Below are 18,348 nucleotides of genomic sequence, written 5' to 3' on the forward strand. Positions count from 1 at the left end.
GTCCGGCCCCCGGCGACGCTCGGAGGTGACGCTCCATGATCGGCATCCTCAAAGGACTCGCGACGACGATGAAACACGCACTCGACGGCAACACCATCACTGTCGAGTACCCCAAAGACGCCCCCGACGTCGAGGACCGGTTCCGAGGGGTCCACAAGTGGTCCGAACAGCGGTGTATCTGGTGTCGCCAGTGTGAGAAAGTCTGTCCGAACGACACCATCCAGATCGTCATGGACGAAGACCGCAACGGCGAACAGTACAACCTCCACATTGGGCAGTGCATCTACTGTCGGCTGTGTGAGGAGGTCTGTCCGACCGAAGCGATCGTCCTCACCGAGAACTTCGAGTTCGTCGGTGACACCAAAGACGATCTGGCGTACGCCAAAGAGGAGTTGAAAAACGTCCCCTGGTACGAGAAGACCGACCCCGTCGCCGCGCGTGAACCCGACCGTGAGGCCTGGGTCGGAGAGGGTGACGGCGAGATCGATTATCAGTAGTCCCGATCCGTTCCGCGGCCCGTCTGACGAACCTATTTAGGGCCGGCCGTCGAACCGCCGACTATGACGGCACTCACGCTCGGCGTCGGAGTTCTGGCAGCGTTCGTCGGACTGGCGATGTTGCTCGGTCCCCAGTACGTCCTCCGGGCGAACGCAGCGGTGACCGGGGCCGACGAAACGGTCGCACTCGATGGCCTCGCCAACTACGTGTTCCGTGGGTTGGGCCTGTTGCTCGTGATCATCGGCGTCGGCCTGTCCTATTCGAGCGATCTCGTCGCGATGTGATCGCCGCCACGATCGAGTGAGTCGGCGCTGCCGGTCTGGACGAGTGGCGACCGGTATGGGCGCTTTTTGTCGTCGGCTGTCGTGGTCGTCGTATGCCACGTGTCGAGCACACGGGTCTACCCCGTCAAGGGCCTCGACGGGATCGCGTGCGACACCGCTCGGATCGACGAGTGGGGGATACTCGCGCACGATCGCCGCTACGTCCTGCTGGACGCGTCGGGTGAGATTCCCAACGGCAAGCGCACGGCGGCCATCCACCGCATCGAGAGCGCTTTCGATCCCGACGGGCACCGACTGACCGTCGAGACGCCGGCGGTCGACCGCCCCGAGACGGGCCCGTCGGTGATCAGCACGGCGACCCTGGAGGCCGTCGCTGACTGGTTCGACCTGTCCGTCGAGAGCGTGCGCCGACGCCTGCGAGCGAACGTCGAGGTCGCGGGGGTGCCCGCGTTCTGGGAGGGCCGCTTCGTCGGGCCCCTCGGGGTCGGTGTTCACGAGGCCGGCCACACGGCGTCGCCCGATCAGCCTCCGGCGAAACGAGCGCGCACCAGTAGAACGAAGTGGGCCCTGCACGGAACCCCGATATGGACGCAGTGGTGCTGGCCGGTGGCTTCGCCACCCGGCTCTGGCCGATCACTCGTGACCGCCCGAAGATGTTTCTTCCGATCGGTGACACGACAGTCGTCGATCGCATCTTCCGAGACCTCGAAGACGACGACCGCGTCGACGACGTCTACGTTTCGACCAACGAGGAGTTCGCGGACGATTTCCGCGAGCACCTGGCCGACTCGGAGTTCGAGAAGCCGGCCGTCTCCGTCGAGGACGCCAGCGCCGAGAGCGAGAAGTTCGGCGTCGTCGGCGCGCTCGGACAACTCGTCGACCGCGAAGGGATCGATTCGGACACGCTCGTCATCGCGGGCGACAACCTCATTAGCTTCGGCCTCTCGGAGTTCATCGATACCTTCGAAGAGAACGGCGATACCACGATCGCCGCCTACGACGTCGGTGACCTCGAACGCGCGACCCAGTACGGTGTGATCGACGTCGACGGCGATCGCGTCACGGAATTCCAGGAGAAGCCGGACGATCCGCCGAGCACGCTCGTCTCCATCGCGTGCTATGCGTTCACCGCCGAGACGCTCGGCCTGTTCGAGACGTATCTCTCCGGCGATAACAACCCCGACGAGCCGGGCTGGTTTATAACCTGGCTGATCGATCGTGAACCCGTGCGCGCCTTCCCGTTCGAGGGCGCGTGGTTCGACATCGGCACGCCCGACGGCTATCTCGACGCCGTGTCGTGGTATCTCGACGGTGGGACGCTCGTCCACCCCGACGCTCGCGTCGAGGACAGTGATCTGGGCGCGAACGTTCACGTGATGGAGGGCGCGACCGTGACGGACTCCACGCTCGAACGCTCGGTCGTGTTCCCGAACGCCACGCTTCGATCGTGTCAGATCTTCTCGTCGATCATCGATCAGAACACCCAACTCGAAGAAGTGACGCTGTCGAACGCCCAGATCGGGGCGTACACCTCGCTGGTTCAGGAACCGCCGGTGTCTGCGATCTGGGAGCAGAATCGCGATTCGCAGTAGGCATCGCGTCGTCGCCCGGCTTCGATCGACTGCCTACCGCAACGCGGCGTCGGTGGTCGCGCGCAGGCGGTCCGCGAGCGCGTCGTCGAGCGCCCCCGCGGGCAGTCGCCACGTCCAGTCGTCGCCACCCGCGGGGTCGTTGAGCCGACTCTCGGAGCCCAGATCGAGGAGGTCCTGAACGGGTGCGATCGCGAGCGCGGCGTCGGACTGCCAGACCGCTTCGAGTAGGTCCCAGACCGCGCGCTCGGCGTCGGTCGCGAGCGCGTACTCCAGACAGGAGCGCTGGCGGTCGTCGAGGCTCTCGACGTAGCCGCGTGCAGTGTTCGTGTCGTGCGTGGAAGTGTACGCGACGCTCCGTTCGGGATAGCCCGCGGGCTTGTGGCGATGCCGTTCGGCACACCAGTCCGCGTAGTGGGGCACACGCATCCCTGGGAATTCGAAGCGGTCGCGCAGGGTCGCGAGCGCGTCGTCCAGAAAGCCCAGATCCTCGACGATGAACGGCAACGCGCCGTGTTCGGCCCGGACGCGCTCGAAGAACGCTGCGCCGGGGCCCGCGCGCCACTCGCCCGCGGCGGGATCCGATTTCTCGGCGGGGATCGCCCAGAACGACTCGAACGCTTTGAAGTGATCGATGCGCACGCGATCCACCAGTGCGAGCAGGCGATCGAGTCGCGCGACCCACCAGTCGTACTCCGGCGCGAGCGCGTCCCAGTCGTAGACGGGCATGCCCCAGCGCTGGCCGTCGTCGCCGGGGTTGGGCGGGACGCCCGCGACCGCCGCGGGGTGGCCGTCCGCGCGGAGGTCGAACGCCTCGCGATGCGCCCAGACGTCCGCCGAGTCCCACGCGACGTAGATCGGCAGGTCACCGATCAGATCGATTCCGCGGTCGGCGGCGGCCGCACGGAACCGCTGCCACTGCTCGTCGAAGATCCACTGGACGAACGCGTGATAGGCGATCCGGTCGGCGCGCTCGGTGCGGATCGTCTCTATGGCGTCGGGATCGCGGCTCGCGAACTCCGCTGGCCAGTCGGCCCAGGGCTGGCCGTCGAACCGCTCGCGCAGCGTGACGAACAGCGAATAGTCGGCCAGCCACCCCGCTTCGCGCTCGCGGAACGCCTCGAAGGTCGCGCGTTCCTCGTCGGTCGCCCGGTCTCGAAACCCCTCGAAGGCTGCCTCCAGGCAGTCCTCGGTGAACGGGACGACGCGATCGTAGTCGACCCGATCGGTCCGGGGTGCGTCCGCGAGCGCGTCCGCCGACAGCCATCCCCGATCGACGAGATCGGTCAGATCGACGAACAACGGGTTGCCCGCGAACGTCGAGACCGACGCGTACGGCGAGTGGCCGTGGACGCCCTGGGTCGGATTGATCGGACAGACCTGCCAGACCGACTGATCGGCCCGGTCGAGCCAGTCGAGCACCGCGGTGGTCGCGCCCAGATCACCGATGCCGTGGGGGCCGGGCAGCGAACTCAAATGCAAGAAGATTCCACTCTCTCGATCGAGCGCCATGGACTGAGCAGTCGGGCCCCGCCCAAGAAGGCGGTGGTTGGCGTCTGGCACCCATCGAGTGCGTCAATTTGGTGCCCTCGAACGAACCCGTCAGATCCCCGCCGGAACCAACCGGTAAGTACACCCCCCTCTAATCGCCGGCCAAATGGTTCCGCACGTCCTCATGCTGGGCTGGGGGTTCCCCCCGAACGTGAGTGGTGGTCTCGACACGGCCGTCGGTGAACTGTTCGAGCAGTTCGACACTCGCGACGACGTGGCGATCGATCTGGTCCTCCCCGAGGAGTACGCCCCCGACCGCCCGCACGTCCACGGCGTGCCCACGGGCGAGGGCGACGTCCGCGAGCGGATCAACCGCCTCTCGGAGACGTTCGTCGATCGGGCGGCCGACGCCGACATCGTCCACACCCACGACTGGTTCGGCTACGGCCCCGGGTCACGCGCGCACGCCGCTCACGACATCGAGTGGGTGACGACCTACCACTCGCTGACGAGCGATCGGAATCGCGATCCGCCCGCCCGCGAACGCGAGACCGAACAGCGCATCGTCGATCAGGCCGATCACCTCGTCGCCGTCAGCGATCTGGTCCGCCGATCGATCGACGCCGAATACGGCGGCGAGTCGCACGTCATCCACAACGGCTTCTCCAGCGTCGAGGCGACGGGCCGGGATCTCAAAGCCGAGTTGGACGTCGCGGGCGACATGCTGTTTTTCGTCGGCCGGCACACCCACCAGAAAGGCATCGAACACCTCGTCTACGCGCTCGACCGGTTCGATCCCGGCGAGGTGACGCTCGTCGTCGGCGGGACGGGCCACCTGACCGACCGATTGAAAGCGTTCGTCGACCTGCTCGGTATCGAGGAGATGGTCGAGTTCGTGGGCTACGTGCCCGAACCCGACCTCGGGGATTACTACGCCAGCGCTGACGCGTTCGTCTCGCCGTCGCTGTCGGAACCGTTCGGTATCACGATCGTCGAATCGCTGTCGGTCGGGACGCGCGTCGTCGCGTGTGAGTCCGGCGCCGCCGAGGTGCTCCCCGAGGGCTGTCTGACCGAGGTCGACCCCCACTCACGCTCGATCGCGCGTGGGATCCGCGAGGCGCTCGATGCGGGTCCGCTCCCGGCATACGACCCACGCGGCTGGGACACCGTGGCCGACGAACACGTGGAGTTCTACCGCTCGATTTTGGCGGACTGACCCGCCCTCGACTCGTCGTCGCACAAGACGCGTACGTCGGTCACGGGTTCGGGGTGGACCACCCGGAAGCCAGTCTCCGTCGGCGTCACGCCCATGCGTTCCGGCCGGGCCCGTGCCGACCCGTACGTGCTCTGCTCGCTCATGCCCTCGTAGGGACTGTCAGCGACGCCGTCGGTCGCTCCGTCGTAGGGGCTGTCGCCGCGCGGGGGCGCATCGCTGATCCCCTCGTACGGGCTGTCGTCGCGCGGGCCTTCGCTGCCGTCGTAGGGGCTCTCGCCCGGCCGATGCGACGTCGGTTCGTCCTCGTCGGCCTCCGGCGGGAGGTAGACCCGCTCGCCCGATGCGGACTCGACGACGACCGCTGCGGACCGACTGCCTGCGACCCGAACGATCGTGCGGTCGTCGTCGATCTCGGTCGTGATCGTCACCGATTGCGTGCTCATGGAGATCCTTTCACCTCGACGGTCGTAAGGTTGAGCTTATCCGAAGGAAAAAGACCACCCCGCCCTCTGGTTCGAGTAGATGCACCATCCCGGACCACCGCGATTCATCGCTGCGGGCGAGACGATCGACCTCGCCCCACGCGATCCCGATCCCGACGCGACCTATCGCTGGTCGCTGACGACGCCCGACGACTCGGCGGTCAGCGTCGGCACCGACCCGGTCGAACAGTTCACGCCCGACGTCTCGGGGACCTACGTCGCCCACCTCGACGCCCCCGACGGCACGCACGATCAGACGATCCACGTCTTCGGCCCCGAGGCCAGTACGGGCCTCGTCGAGGGCGAACGGTCGGGCGAGTCCGGATCGCCTGCCTACAGCGCCCCCGAAGCGGCCGATCGTGACCCCGGCGGTCGTCCGCGCGTTCACCTCGACGGGCACGTCGAGGACGACCGGGTCGTCGTCCACGCCGCGGCGCTGCCCAACCCCGCGGGCGAGGAGTCGCCCGCCGACCTCGACGTGGCCTTCCTCGTCGACGATCGCGATTCGATCGACCGCCGCCTCCTCGACGTCGACGGGCGCGAGATAGCGATTCCGATCGCCGCGATCGACGACCGCGTGCGGATCTCCGCCAGCGCAGTCGGCGGCGCTGGCTACAGCGTCCCCGATGCGATCGAGATCGAGGTGTCGGACGAGGCGGTCACGATCGACCGGCCGTACGACCCGCCCGAGTGGGCCGTCGACGCCCAGATCTACGAGATCTACGTCCGGACGTTCCCGGGCCAGGACGCCGCCGCGGACGGCGAGGGCCACGCGGCGGGCGAGCGGTCGGTGTTCGACGCGATCGTCGATCGACTCGACTACATCCAGTCGCTCGGCGTCGACACCCTCTGGCTCACGCCCGTCCTGGAGAACGACCACGCGCCCCACGGCTACAACATCACGGACTTCTTCGCGATCGCCGAGGATCTGGGCACGCGCGAGGACTACGAGCGCCTGATCGAGGCGGCCCACGAGCGCGATCTGCGCGTCCTGTTCGACCTGGTCTGCAATCACACCGCGCGCGATCACCCGTACTATCAGGCCGCCGTCGGCGACCCCGACAGCGCCCACCACGAGTTTTACGAGTGGCGTGGGCCGGGCGAGCCAGAGACGTACTTCGACTGGGAGTACATCGCGAACGTCGACTTCTCGAAGCTGCGCGTCCGCAGACACATGCTCGACGCGGTCGACGAGTGGGCGCCGCTGGTCGATGGCTTCCGCATCGACATGGCGTGGGCGGTGCCCGATTCGTTCTGGAAGGAGGTCCACGACCGGGTGAAAGCACTCGATGCGGAGTTTCTCCTCCTGGACGAGACGATCCCGTACATCCCGGACTTCCAGGACGGCTGTTTCGACATGCACTTCGACTCGACGACCTACGCCGCGCTCCGGCGGGTGGGCAACGGCGAGGACGCTGATGCCCTTCTGGGGGCGATCGACGAGCGCGCGGAGATCGGGTTCCCGCCGCACGCGGGGTTCATGCTGTACGCCGAGAACCACGACGAGTCCCGCTACATCGTCGACTGTGGCCGCGAGTCCGCGATGGCGGCGGCGGGCGCGTTGTTCACCTTGCCCGGGTCGCCACTGCTGTATGCCGGCCAGGAGTTCGGCCAGCGCGGCAAGCGCGACGATCTGGCGTGGGCTCACGCCGACGAACCGCTGCGGGAGTTCGTCCGGTCGCTGGCCGACGTTCGGAGCACCGATCCTGCCCTGTCGGCGCGGGCGGACTGCCGGCGCGTCGCGTACACCGTCGCGGACGGCTGGCCGGACCGGGTCACCGCGTTCGCCCGTGTCACCGACGACGCGGCCAGTGTCGTCGTGCTCAACTTCGGTGAGGACGCGGCGACGGTGACGGTCCCGGCGGCCGCCAGCGACCACGATGCGGTCACCGACGAGCGGATCGGAACGCCCGACGGGCTGGTCGTCGAGCGGGTCGCGGTCCTGCCCGCCGATCGATCCCGCCTCGACTGAGACAATATCCGCGTCGGTCGGGGGTTTATTGCCTGGCTTGCGCTTGAGTCAGGTATGCGGCTGACGACGGCCCTCAACGAATACAAGCGGTCCCGGCACGACCGGTTCCCCGAGGAATCGCGGACCACCCGGGGATCGTTCTCGGGGTTCGACGACCGACTGGTCCACGTCGACCCCCACGGCTCGATCCGGGACTACTCCTCCCCGCTGTCGGGGCTGTACGGGATCGATCGCTCACAGCTCGGCATCGAGACGGCGGACGGCGTCCACTGGTTTGCCGACCTGGACACCATCCGCCAGCACTACTATCGCGACACCCGACTGGTCGAGACCGAGTACGACGCCGGATCGTACACCGTCCACCAGTACGATCTGACGCTCGGGCGGGCCCACGTCACCCACGTCGAACTCCGGGGGTCGGTCCCGCCAGACGCCCGCCTGGTCGCGTTCGTCACGATGGCGCCCGAAGGCAAGGAAGGCGGTGTCGGCGCGCTGATCCACGACGACGGCGGGCCGGGCGGCACGCAGGCCCTGGAGGTGTATCACCGGACCGAACACGACTATCTCGCGGCGTCGACGGGGCTGGATTCGGTCCGCGGGCAACGCCCCGAGCAGTTCGACGAACTGCTCGACGACGACCCCGTCGAGTTCCCGCGCGGTGACGACATTCGCACCTACGACCAGACCCGTCTGACCGGCGATTTCGTCGTGACCGCGCCGCTCGAACGCGCCGGGCGTGGCTCGCGGACGACGCTCGTGAGTCAACTCTCCGATCACGGCGAGATCACGCGCGGCACTGCGCTCGCAGACCTTCGCCGGTGTGCGATCGATCACGACAGCGCCGAGTCGCTCCGGGCCGCCGCGCGCGACCGGACGGTCGTCTCCGTCCCGGAGTCCGTCCCGCGCTCTGATCTCGTCCGGTCGGACGTCCGCGTGCTCGATCTGCTGAGCGTGCGCTCTGGCGGGCACATCGCCGCCCCCGAGTTCGACACCTTTTTCGCGAACTCCGGGGGGTATGGCTACGTCTGGTTCCGCGACGACGCCGCCGTCGCGACGCACCTCCTCGCGGCGGGCGATCGGTTCGGCCTGGCGGTCACCGGCGCGGCCGAGCGCAGCGCGAAATTCCACTGTCGGAATCAGTTGCCCGACGGCACCTGGCCCCACCGCGTCTGGGCGGTCGACGGGTCGCTCGCGCCGGGGTGGGCCAACGCCAACGTCGAGCGTAACGACGACTCCGTCGAATATCAGGCCGACCAGACCGCGTCGGTCACGGCCTTCCTCGCGACCGTCCTCGACGAGCGCCACGGCCACCTCGACGAGTCGCTGACCGTCGACATTCGCGAGACGATCGTCGACGCCGTCGACGCCATCGAGCGCGACCTCGCAGACAACGGCCTGCCCGCGCCGTGTCAGAACGTCTGGGAGGACTCGGTCGGGCAGTTCTGTCACACCGCCGCCGAGACGCTGCGCGCGCTCTCGCTGGTCGCGGACGCGCCGATCCGCCAGCCGATGCGCGAGCGCGCGCTCACCATCGCCGAGACCGTCCTCGAAGGGATCGACCAGCTGTGGGATCCCGATCGGGAGGCGTACGTGATGGCGTTGATCGACGGAGAGCCCGACGGCCGGATCGACGCCGCGAGCGTCGCGCTCGTCGAGGCCGTCCTCGCGTACGACGCCGTCGAGGGCACGATCGTCGACCAGCGGCTCCTCGATCGCCTCCGCTCGCACGTCGAGACGGTGATCGAGACGCTGTATCGCGACCCCGACGGGCCTGTCGAGGGCCTCGTCCGCTACGAGGACGACCGCTGGCGACGCGCCGAGCAGACGGAGCCGAAGATCTGGTCGGTCGCGACGGCCTGGGCCGCGCTCGCGAGTGCCCGCCTGGGGACGGCGTTCGAACAGCGCGACGCCGACGGGAGTGGCCTGCTGGAGCGGGCGGGCGAACTGTACGCACTGCTCGGTCCGGACGGGCCGTTGACCACCGACGCGGGCTATCTTGCCGAGCAGGTCTTCGACGACGGCACCCCCGACAGCGCGAGTCCGCTGGGCTGGTCGCACGCGCTCCGTCTGCACACGACTGCCGTGCTCGATGCAGCGGACGCACTCCCCTCGACCGCCGAGATCGAAGGCCCCGCCGAGCGCCCGACGTGGACGACCGGCGAGAAGTTCGGCGTGCTGACGGCCGCCGACCACGAGGTCGACGACCCGTCGCGCGTGTGGGCGACGCTCACGCGCGGTGCGGTCACCGAGGTCCGGTTCCCGCGGGTCGATCTGATGAACCTCCGGACGCTCGACTTTCTCGTTCGATCGGTCGACGACGAGTCGACGATCCGGACCCACCGCGAGACGCGTCGGGCCGACGACGACCTCGACCGCCAGGTCGAACCGCGCGCCGACGACTCGCTGCGGTTCGCGCACGTCTTCGAGACGACGCCCGACGCCAACCACGACTGGACGCTCACCGTCGAGTACGCCACCGATCCCGCCCACGACGCGCTGGTCGCCGCCCTCGACTTCGAGGCTCACGACGGCGGCGACTACGAGGTGTACGCCGTCGCAGACGTCGCGCTCACGAACTCCGCGGCCGCCGATCGCGGCATTCGACTCGGATCGAAGGGCCAGCGTCATCTCGCGGCCCGGGATCCGACGGCCTACACCGCCGACGCCGACGAGCCACTGCTCGCTGACGAGGACGGCGAAGCCTACTCCGCCGCGGTCGCGATGGCCTCCCGGAGTCGGTTCGACTGGGCGACCGTCGCCGCGGCGGGCAGCGAGGAGTTGCGCGCGCTGTTCCGCGACGGGCAGGTGCCCGAGACCCGGACCGCCGTCGACGGCGCGAACGTCGTCTTGCTCGGCCGCGTCGGGACCGGCACGGCGGTCGCGGAGTCGATCGCGCTGGGCTTCGCGCGCCACGCCGACACCGCCGCGGCGCTCGGCGCGGCGACCGGCGCGCTCGATCGGGGGTACGACACCGTCGTCGACGCCTACGACGCCACGTGGGCCGAGCGACTCGACGGCGTCACCCTGCCCGATTCGGTCGCTGACGATCCCGATCTCGCCGCCCAGTATCGGACCGCGCTGATGTGTCTGCACGCCGTCGGGGACAAGACGTTCGCGGGCGCGTCGATCGCCTCGCCGTCGGTGCCCTGGGGCGTCGCCGTCACCGCCGACGAACCACGGGGGTACGGCTACAACTTCGTCTGGTCGCGCGACCTCTATCAGGTGTTCTCGGTGTTCGAGACGGTCGGCGCGCTCGACGTCGCCCGCTCACAGCTCGAATACATCTACGAGTACCAGCAATCCGAGACCGGATTCATCCCACAGAACACCTACGTCAACGGCATCACGCGGTGGGGCGGCGAGCAGATGGACAACATCTCCTTCCCGCAGGTGATGGCCTATCAACTCTCCGAGGCTGGCATCGGGTTCGACGACGCCGACTATTCGTTCGAGAACGTGCGCCGATCGGCGAACTACGTCGCGCTCAACGGCCCGGAGACCGCCCAGGAGCGCTGGGAAGAGGAGGCTGGCTTCTCGCCCTCGTCGATCGCGACCGAGATCGCGGGGCTGGTTTGTGCGAGTCACCTCGCCGAGACGACCGATCGGAACGCCGACGCGCTGGTCTGGCTCGCCGTCGCCGACCACTGGGCCGAGCGTGTCGAGGAGTGGACCGCGACCACGACCGGCAGCGACCATCACCGTGAGACGCCCTATTACGTCCGGGTCACCCGCGACGGCGACCCCGACGCGGGTCACCTCCGGACGCTCGCCAACGACGGCCCGACGCTCGACGAGCGCGACGTGATCGACGCGGGCTTTCTCGAACTCACGCGGTTGGGCATCCGCCCCGCCGACCACCCCGTCGTCGAGAACTCCGTCGCGGAGGTCGACGCGACCATCCGGGTCGACGTCGACGACGCCGCCGCGTTCTATCGGTACAACGGCGACGGCTACGGCGAGCGCGAGCGCGGCGACAAAGGCGGGCCCTGGTCGCCCGAGCACTCGGGCAAGGGCCGGCTCTGGCCGTTGCTCACCGGCGAGCGCGGCGAGTACGAACTCCTCGCCGACGACCCCGACATCGGAGCCGCGGACTGCCTGCGCGCGATCGAGCAGTTCGCCAATTCGGGGCGGATGATCGCCGAGCAGGTCTGGGATCGCGAAGTCGCGACCGACTACAACTGGGAATTCGGCGAGGGCACCGGGTCGGCGACGCCGCTCGCGTGGTCGATGGCCCAGTTCGTCCGCCTGGCCCACGGTGTCAGCGCGGGCGAACCCGTCGAGACGCCCGCGATCGTCCGCGAGCGCTATCGGGACGGCCGGTTCGCGACCGACGACCCGATCGAGGCCGCCGACGGCGGTCGCGATGGCCCCTCGCTCCGGGTCGACGTGCGCCACCAGGGCAACGACCTCGTGGTCTCGGGCGAGACCGACGGCGCTCGCGTCGCCGTCACGACGCCCGTCGGGAGTCAGAGTTTCGCCGTCGCAGACGGGACCTTCGAGGGCACGGTCCCGGTCGATCCCGGCGAGAACCAGGTGATCGTCGCCGCCGCGAGCGAGGACGATCTCACCGCGGCCACGACGACCGTCGAGCGCTTCCGTTTGTAGGGGTCTGTTATTCGCCGGTCTGCCTGGCGACGATCGCCAGGCCGACCCGCCAGGGGCCGAGCAGCGCGAGGCCGACGCCCGTCGCGACCAGCGCGAAGGAGAGCGCGACGTTGCCGGGGAAGAACTGCGTCGAGCGGAGCGCGAGTGCGATGAGGACCGCGACGACCCACGCGAGCACGGTCCGGCCCGCGACGCTGGGGAGCGACTCGGCCCAGCCAGGAGCGTACGCTCGCGTGGCGAGCGCGGCGAGCGTCCAGCCGGTGAGAAAGCTGATCGCCGTCATCGCGATGTCTCCGCCCTGTGCGACGGGGTCCTCGCCGTGGCCCATCGTCGCGCCAAGGACGACGAACAGCGTAACGAGCGTGAGGTCGCCCGACGCGGCGATGGCGGTGAGTCGGGTGCGTGCGACGTGGTTCGAGAGGAATGGCATTGGCGGTGGTGAGGGGGAGAGGGTCTTGAGGGGACGGATATCGGCTGTGAAGAGGAACTGGCGGTGATTGGCACCCGGTGCGTCCGAGAATTTATCCCCGTCTTTCGAGTGAGCAATCCCTGACCGACTGGCTACTCGTCGTCTTCGGGCGAGGCGGCCAGCGCTTCGTACAACTCTGGGTTCGCCTCGACGTCTTTCGCCATCTCTATTTCAGCGTCCCAGTTCATTCTTGATCTCCATTTATACTGGCGAGATTTAGAGTCTTGGATCGGGAGTATCGGGTTACTCTAGTTGCCCTTTAAGAATCAATTTCGTCGCTGTGCCGTTTGAAAAATCGAATGAAGTGGGCCAACGCGGATTTGAACCAGAGGAAGACGGTTGTGCTCGCTCGCGGTGCTCGCTGCGCGCACTGCGACTTCCAGGGCTCAAACCCGCTCGGCCCATTCACCATTGCGACGGACTCGTCGCTATCGTTCCTCGTTGCGACGCGGCAGGAGAATGGGCCAACGCGGATTTGAACCGCGGACCTCCCGGTTATCAGCCGAGCGCTCAACCTAACTGAGCTATTGGCCCGTGCGAGCGCATTTCTTCGTATTGTAGGGGATCGTTTAAGCGTTGTCTTTCGGTCGCCGTCCGGCGATCACTCGTCGTCGAAGTCGATCGGCGTGGCGTCGTCCGGATCGAACTCGTCGTCGCTGTCGGGGCCGCCAGCGCCGGACGGCCCCGGGCCGGGCCCTGGACCGGGACCGCCAGGCCCCGGACCGCCCGGACCCGGGCCGGGACCCGGACCCCCGGGGCCGCCCGGGTTCCCGCCGGGGACGCCGCCGACGTAGATCTGCCCGGAGAGCAACCCGTCGAGTTCCCGATCGATGTACGGACTCACGACGTAGGTCTGGAGCACCGAGCGGATGGGCCCGCGGGTGATCGGGATCACCAGCAGGAAGCCCAGCGCGTCGGTGACGACACCCGGCGTGAGCAAAAAGGCCGCCGCGACGAGCAAGAGTGCGCCGTCGAAGACCTGCTCGGCGGGCAACTCCCCGCGCTGGAGGCGATCGCGCAGCTTTCGGATCGTGTACCGCCCCTCCGCGCGCACGAGGAGCATGCCGATCAGCCCCGTGAGCACGACGAGCAACACCGTCGGGGCGAACCCGATCCGGGTCGCGATCGGCACGAGGAGGAGTGCGTCGATCAGCGGGATCAGCAGGACTGACGCGTAGGCCCAGCGCATCGATCGATCCTATCGGGGCCGTCCTGAAACACCTTTCGAGCGATTCGACGACCCGACGAGTTTAGGGACCACGCCGTCCGAGGGCGCGCGTGATCGGGATTCTCGCCAGCGAACGCGATCCGGCCTCACTCGCCATCCGGGACGCGCTCGACACGCTTCTCGACTGGACGACCGTCGACGACTATCGCCGCTCCGCGGACGGCCAGTTCGCCATGCGCACCGTCGATGAGTTGCATCTCCACGTCGAGCACCCCGAGGACGCCTTCCCACCCATCGATCGGTTGCTCGTCGTCTCGAAACACGCCGGCGAGACGGGGCGATTGCTCACCGCGCACCCGCCGGGCAACGTCGCGAGCGCAGACCACGGGGGCGACCCCGCGACGCTCCCGCCCGCCGATCCCCGGGGCCTCGACGCGATTCAGACGACGCTCAGCGAGCACGCGCCCGAGGCCTACGAGGTGGGCATGGAGTGCACTCACCACGGCCCGACCGCGGTGAGCGTGCCGATCACGTTCGTCGAGATCGGCAGCGACGAGGCCGCGTGGGCCGACGACGAGGCCGCCCGGGCGGTCGCCCGCGCGATCGCGGCGCTGCCCGAGGCCCTCGACGCCGTCGCCACCGATCGCGCGATCGCGGGCTTCGGCGGCGGGCACTACGTCCCTCGCTTCGAGCGCATCCAGCGCGAGACCGACTGGTCGGTCGGCCACGTCGCGGCGGACTGGACGCTCGACGACGGGGAGGTGACGCCCGCCGTGATCGAACGCGTCGTCGCGGCTTCGGACGCACGGTGTGCGGTGATCGATGGCGATCGACCCGCCGTGCGCGAGGTGCTGGCAGCGACGGACACCCGTGTCGTCGGCGAGACCTGGCTCCGGGCCGCCGACGGCGTCGCGCTCGACCGGATCGACGCGCTCGAAGACGCCCTCGGTTCGATCGACGACGGCCTCCTGGTTGGCGACCTGGCGGCGACCGCTCCCGACTGGTCGGTCGAACGGATTCCCGACGCCCTGCTCGCACTCGCGCGGTCGATCGATCGCGCGGCGACCGATCGTGTCCTTCGTGAACACTGCGTCGCCGTTGCACGCGAGGCCGACACACCGACCGGCCGGGTTGCGGTCGGGCCGGCGGGCCTGCCCATCGATCCGTTGCTGGACATCGTCGACCGTGAGGCCCACGTTCGCCGCGCGGACGGGGTCGTCGTGATCGAACGCCGTGTGTTCGACCCCGAGGCGGCCCACGCGATGGGCGTCCCAGAGGGCCCGACCTTCGGCCGCCTCGCGAACGGGGAACGGGTGACCGTCGACGACGAGGTGATCGATCCGGACGCCGTCCACCGGATCGAGACCACTCGAATCGACCTGATGTCGTGATCGGGAAGTCCCCGAATCGAACGGTCACGATCCGGATATTATTTTCGGAGGGATCTTGATTTCTCGGCCCTCGGCGCTGAAACAGAGGGTTTCCTCCAGGATGGAGTCCGTCAGACGTTCGTCACACGAAGGCAAAGAATAATAATGGTAGGACCGCAATGTGGGTTTAAATATGGACTCGATCATCGACGACGCGATGGACGACGCCGAGGAGTCGGCGGAACCGACCGACGATCCGCCTGTCGAGACGACGACCGACGACTCGACGAGCGACGAGATGCCGTCCTCGGGCATGATGACCGACGACGAACTCCAGGACGTCGTCGGTGAACTCGAAACCCAGATCACCGTGATCGGGGCCGGCGGGGCCGGCGGGAACACCGTCACGCGGATGATGCAGGAGGGCATCCACGGTGCGAAACTCGTCGCCGCCAACACCGACGCCCAGCACCTGGCCGACGAGGTGCGCGCGGACTCGAAGATCCTCATCGGGCGCAAGCGCACCGGCGGGCGCGGCGCTGGCTCGGTCCCGAAGATCGGTGAGGAGGCCGCCCAGGAGAACATCGAGGACATCACTCAGTCGATCGATGGCTCCGATATGGTGTTCGTGACGGCGGGGCTGGGCGGCGGCACCGGCACCGGCGCCGCGCCCGTCATCGCCCAGGCCGCTCAGGAACAGGGCGCGCTCACGATTTCGATCGTGACGATCCCGTTCACCGCGGAGGGCGAGCGCCGCCGGGCGAACGCCGACGCCGGCCTGGAGCGTCTCCGCTCGGTCTCCGATACCGTCATCGTCGTCCCGAACGACCGCCTGCTCGATTACGCGCCGTCGATGCCGCTGCAGGACGCGTTCAAGATCTGCGATCGCGTGCTCATGCGGTCGGTCAAGGGCATGACCGAACTGATCACGATGCCCGGTCTGGTCAACGTCGACTTCGCCGACGTCCGGACGATCATGGAGAACGGTGGCGTCGCGATGATCGGCCTCGGGGAGAGTGATTCGGAGAACAAGGCCCAGGACTCGATTCGGTCGGCGCTCCGATCACCCCTGCTCGACGTGGAGTTCGACGGCGCGAACAGCGCGCTCGTCAACGTCGTCGGTGGCCCCGACATGTCGATCGAAGAGGCCGAAGGCGTCGTCGAGGAGATCTACGACCGGATCGACCCCGATGCGCGCATCATCTGGGGCGCGTCGATCAACCAGGACTTCGAGGGCAAGATGGAGACGATGATCGTCGTCACCGGTGTCGAGTCCCCGCAGATCTACGGCCAGAGCGAACAGGCCGACGAAGAGGCCGCCACGCAGGTTGCCGACGATATCGACTACGTGGAATAGTGACTCGATTTTTAATCGAGGTGGAGTAGAGACGCGATCTTCGATCGCGGTGAAATTGTGACGCGATTTAATTGCTGAGTATACTGACTCGATCTCTGTCTGTTGCCGACGACTATTTCTCACATCGTGGTCTACTCGAATTATGGTCGACGCTCGGACTCTCCGGTCCTGGCGAGCGGTCGGCGTCCTCGCGTTCGCAATCGCTCTCGTCGTCGCGAGCGGGCCGGCCCCGGCGATGGGTCGAACTGCGAACACCACCGGGCCGCCAGCGATCGCGGACGCTCCACCGACCGATCCCGACGGAGACGGCCTGTACGAGGATCTGAACGGCAACGGCCACTGGGGATTTCCGGACGTCAACCTCCTCTTCCAGCACACCGACGATCCACGCGTCGTCGATCACACCGCGGCGTACGACTTCGACGGCGACGGACAGGTCGATATGCAGGACGTCCTCGCGCTGTTCGAACACGACCGTCTCGTCGCACGGGCCACACTCGATCCCGCGGGGTCGGTCACTCCGGGCACGACGGTCACGCTCGACGGCAGGAACTCGACTGCCTCGACCAGTATCGACGCCTACACCTGGCGGGTGAACGGGTCCCGCGTGGGAGCGGGCGAGACCGCGACGATCGAGGTCACCGATCCCGGTCCGAAGCGGGTGACGCTTACGGTCCGTGATGCCGACGGGCGGACGGCAACGACCACCGAGACCATCACGGTGCGATCGGCCGACCAGCGCGTGATCGGCTACTATCGATCGTGGTCGCGATACCAGCGCGACTACCGGCCCGCGGACGTGCCGCTCGATCGGGTGACCCACCTGAACTACGCCTTTCTCGACGTCCGATCGAACGGGACGGTCGTGCTGGGCGATTCCTGGGGCGACCGGCAGAACCTCAGGGCGTTCCGCAATCGGAGTCGTGCCCACCCCGAGACGACGATGCTGCTCTCGATCGGCGGGTGGAGCTATTCCGAGGCGTTCTCCGATGCGGCGATGACGCCCGAACGCCGCGAGCGGTTCGCTGAGTCTGCGGTCCGCATCATGCGCACCTACGAGTTCGACGGCATCGACGTCGACTGGGAGTACCCCGGCGGCGGTGGCGCGCCAGGTAACACCGTCCGCCCCGACGACGCCCACAACTTCACGCTGTTGATGGAAACGCTCGACGAGCACCTCGAACGCGCGGGCGAGGCCGACGGGCGTGAGTACACCACGTCGATCGCCGTCTCGGCCGATCCCGAGAAAGTCGACCGACTCGAATGGGATCGCCTCGAAGCTCACGTCGATCTGGTGAATCTGATGACCTACGACTACGGCGGACCTTGGAGTGAGACCACCGGGCATAACGCCCCGCTCGACCGACCGGAGACCGCGGCGGTCGACAGCGTGAGCGAGGCGACGCGCTCGTTCGCAGACACCGGGTACCCCATGGAGCGCGTTCAGGTGGGCGTCCCGTTCTACGGGCGTGGGTTCGCGGGCGTCGAGAACGGTACGGCCCACGTCGGCCAGGCGTTTTCGGGAACGCCCGACGGCACCTACGGGACGAGCGGGGTCTACACCGCACGCGATATCGAACAGCGACTCAACGACTCTGCGGCCGGGTACCGATTTCACGAGGCGGCCGCCGCGCCGACGCTCTATCTTCCCGACCGGGAGATACTGATCAGCTACGAGAACGAGCGCTCGATTCGTGCGAAAGCTCGCTTCGCCCGCCGGTCGGGAACGGGCGGGGTGATGGTCTGGGCGCTCGGACAGGATCCGCGGGCGCGACTGCTCGCGGCGATCCGGGCGGCGCTCACCACGTCAGATCGTCCTTCCACAGCATACAAATAAGCGCGCGGTG

The 18,348-nt window shown here is 67.9% G+C and carries 13 protein-coding genes, 1 tRNA gene and 1 pseudogene; 10 read left to right on the top strand and 5 right to left on the bottom strand.

Annotation, left to right across the window (positions count from 1 at the left end):
* Window positions 1-35: 35 nt before the first annotated feature.
* The 4 genes and pseudogenes from HARCEL1_RS04965 (at window position 36) to HARCEL1_RS04980 (ending at window position 2,374) form a co-directional block, all read left to right on the top strand.
* A complete protein-coding gene (locus HARCEL1_RS04965) occupies window positions 36-497 on the top strand; it encodes a NuoI/complex I 23 kDa subunit family protein (protein ID WP_108381473.1) in 462 nt (153 codons plus the stop codon).
* Between the two features lie 63 nt (window positions 498-560).
* Window positions 561-782 carry a hypothetical protein gene (locus HARCEL1_RS04970; protein ID WP_108381474.1) on the top strand — a complete coding sequence of 74 codons (222 nt, stop codon included), beginning with the start codon at window positions 561-563 and terminating at the stop codon, window positions 780-782.
* 99 nt (window positions 783-881) lie between these two features.
* Window positions 882-1,112: pseudogene (locus tag HARCEL1_RS13725) on the top strand (MOSC N-terminal beta barrel domain-containing protein); the annotation flags it as partial.
* Window positions 1,113-1,366: 254 nt separating this feature from the next.
* Complete coding sequence (locus tag HARCEL1_RS04980) at window positions 1,367-2,374, top strand: sugar phosphate nucleotidyltransferase (RefSeq protein ID WP_108381475.1); 1,008 nt, start codon at window positions 1,367-1,369, stop codon at window positions 2,372-2,374.
* Between the two features lie 33 nt (window positions 2,375-2,407).
* On the opposite strand, the gene malQ is transcribed toward HARCEL1_RS04980, so the two are convergent.
* Window positions 2,408-3,883, bottom strand: coding sequence for a 4-alpha-glucanotransferase (malQ, locus tag HARCEL1_RS04985; protein WP_108381476.1), 1,476 nt, complete (start codon window positions 3,881-3,883; stop codon window positions 2,408-2,410).
* Between the two features lie 163 nt (window positions 3,884-4,046).
* On the opposite strand from malQ, the gene HARCEL1_RS04990 reads away from it, so the two are divergent.
* A complete protein-coding gene (locus tag HARCEL1_RS04990) occupies window positions 4,047-5,078 on the top strand; it encodes a glycosyltransferase family 4 protein (RefSeq protein ID WP_108384086.1) in 1,032 nt (343 codons plus the stop codon).
* On the opposite strand, the gene HARCEL1_RS04995 is transcribed toward HARCEL1_RS04990, so the two are convergent.
* Window positions 5,054-5,521 carry a DUF7510 family protein gene (locus HARCEL1_RS04995; protein ID WP_108381477.1) on the bottom strand — a complete coding sequence of 156 codons (468 nt, stop codon included), beginning with the start codon at window positions 5,519-5,521 and terminating at the stop codon, window positions 5,054-5,056. The genes HARCEL1_RS04990 and HARCEL1_RS04995 overlap by 25 nt on opposite strands.
* A 79-nt stretch (window positions 5,522-5,600) precedes the next feature.
* Here HARCEL1_RS04995 and malA point away from each other — a divergent pair, with 79 nt between their 5' ends.
* Together malA and HARCEL1_RS05005 are read left to right on the top strand one after the other, a co-directional pair.
* Window positions 5,601-7,532 (top strand): alpha-amylase MalA, encoded by a 1,932-nt coding sequence (malA, locus tag HARCEL1_RS05000; protein WP_108381478.1) that lies wholly within the window; start codon window positions 5,601-5,603, stop codon window positions 7,530-7,532.
* A gap of 54 nt (window positions 7,533-7,586) precedes the next feature.
* Window positions 7,587-12,137 carry a glycoside hydrolase family 15 protein gene (locus HARCEL1_RS05005; protein ID WP_108381479.1) on the top strand — a complete coding sequence of 1,517 codons (4,551 nt, stop codon included), beginning with the start codon at window positions 7,587-7,589 and terminating at the stop codon, window positions 12,135-12,137.
* Between the two features lie 7 nt (window positions 12,138-12,144).
* On the opposite strand, the gene HARCEL1_RS05010 is transcribed toward HARCEL1_RS05005, so the two are convergent.
* The 3 genes from HARCEL1_RS05010 to HARCEL1_RS05025 form a co-directional block, all read right to left on the bottom strand.
* Window positions 12,145-12,567: a DUF3054 domain-containing protein gene (locus tag HARCEL1_RS05010; protein ID WP_108381480.1), complete on the bottom strand. Its 423-nt coding sequence runs from the start codon at window positions 12,565-12,567 to the stop codon at window positions 12,145-12,147.
* A 499-nt stretch (window positions 12,568-13,066) separates the two neighbouring features.
* Window positions 13,067-13,140: transfer RNA gene (locus HARCEL1_RS05020), tRNA-Ile, on the bottom strand.
* Between the two features lie 67 nt (window positions 13,141-13,207).
* On the bottom strand, window positions 13,208-13,795 hold the full coding sequence (locus HARCEL1_RS05025) for an FxsA family protein (RefSeq protein ID WP_108381482.1): 588 nt from the start codon (window positions 13,793-13,795) through the stop codon (window positions 13,208-13,210).
* A gap of 89 nt (window positions 13,796-13,884) precedes the next feature.
* On the opposite strand from HARCEL1_RS05025, the gene HARCEL1_RS05030 reads away from it, so the two are divergent.
* From HARCEL1_RS05030 to HARCEL1_RS05040, 3 genes are all read left to right on the top strand, one after another.
* Window positions 13,885-15,165: a D-aminoacyl-tRNA deacylase gene (locus HARCEL1_RS05030; RefSeq protein WP_108381483.1), complete on the top strand. Its 1,281-nt coding sequence runs from the start codon at window positions 13,885-13,887 to the stop codon at window positions 15,163-15,165.
* Window positions 15,166-15,337: 172 nt separating this feature from the next.
* Window positions 15,338-16,501 carry a cell division protein FtsZ gene (gene ftsZ / locus HARCEL1_RS05035; protein WP_108381484.1) on the top strand — a complete coding sequence of 388 codons (1,164 nt, stop codon included), beginning with the start codon at window positions 15,338-15,340 and terminating at the stop codon, window positions 16,499-16,501.
* Between the two features lie 142 nt (window positions 16,502-16,643).
* Entirely contained in the window at window positions 16,644-18,338 is a 1,695-nt protein-coding gene (locus HARCEL1_RS05040) for a glycosyl hydrolase family 18 protein (RefSeq protein WP_108381485.1), read from the top strand.
* The last annotated feature ends 10 nt before the right edge of the window (window positions 18,339-18,348 follow it).

The sequence above is a fragment of the Halococcoides cellulosivorans genome (assembly GCF_003058365.1).
GTDB classification, from domain to species: Archaea; Halobacteriota; Halobacteria; order Halobacteriales; family Haloarculaceae; genus Halococcoides; species Halococcoides cellulosivorans.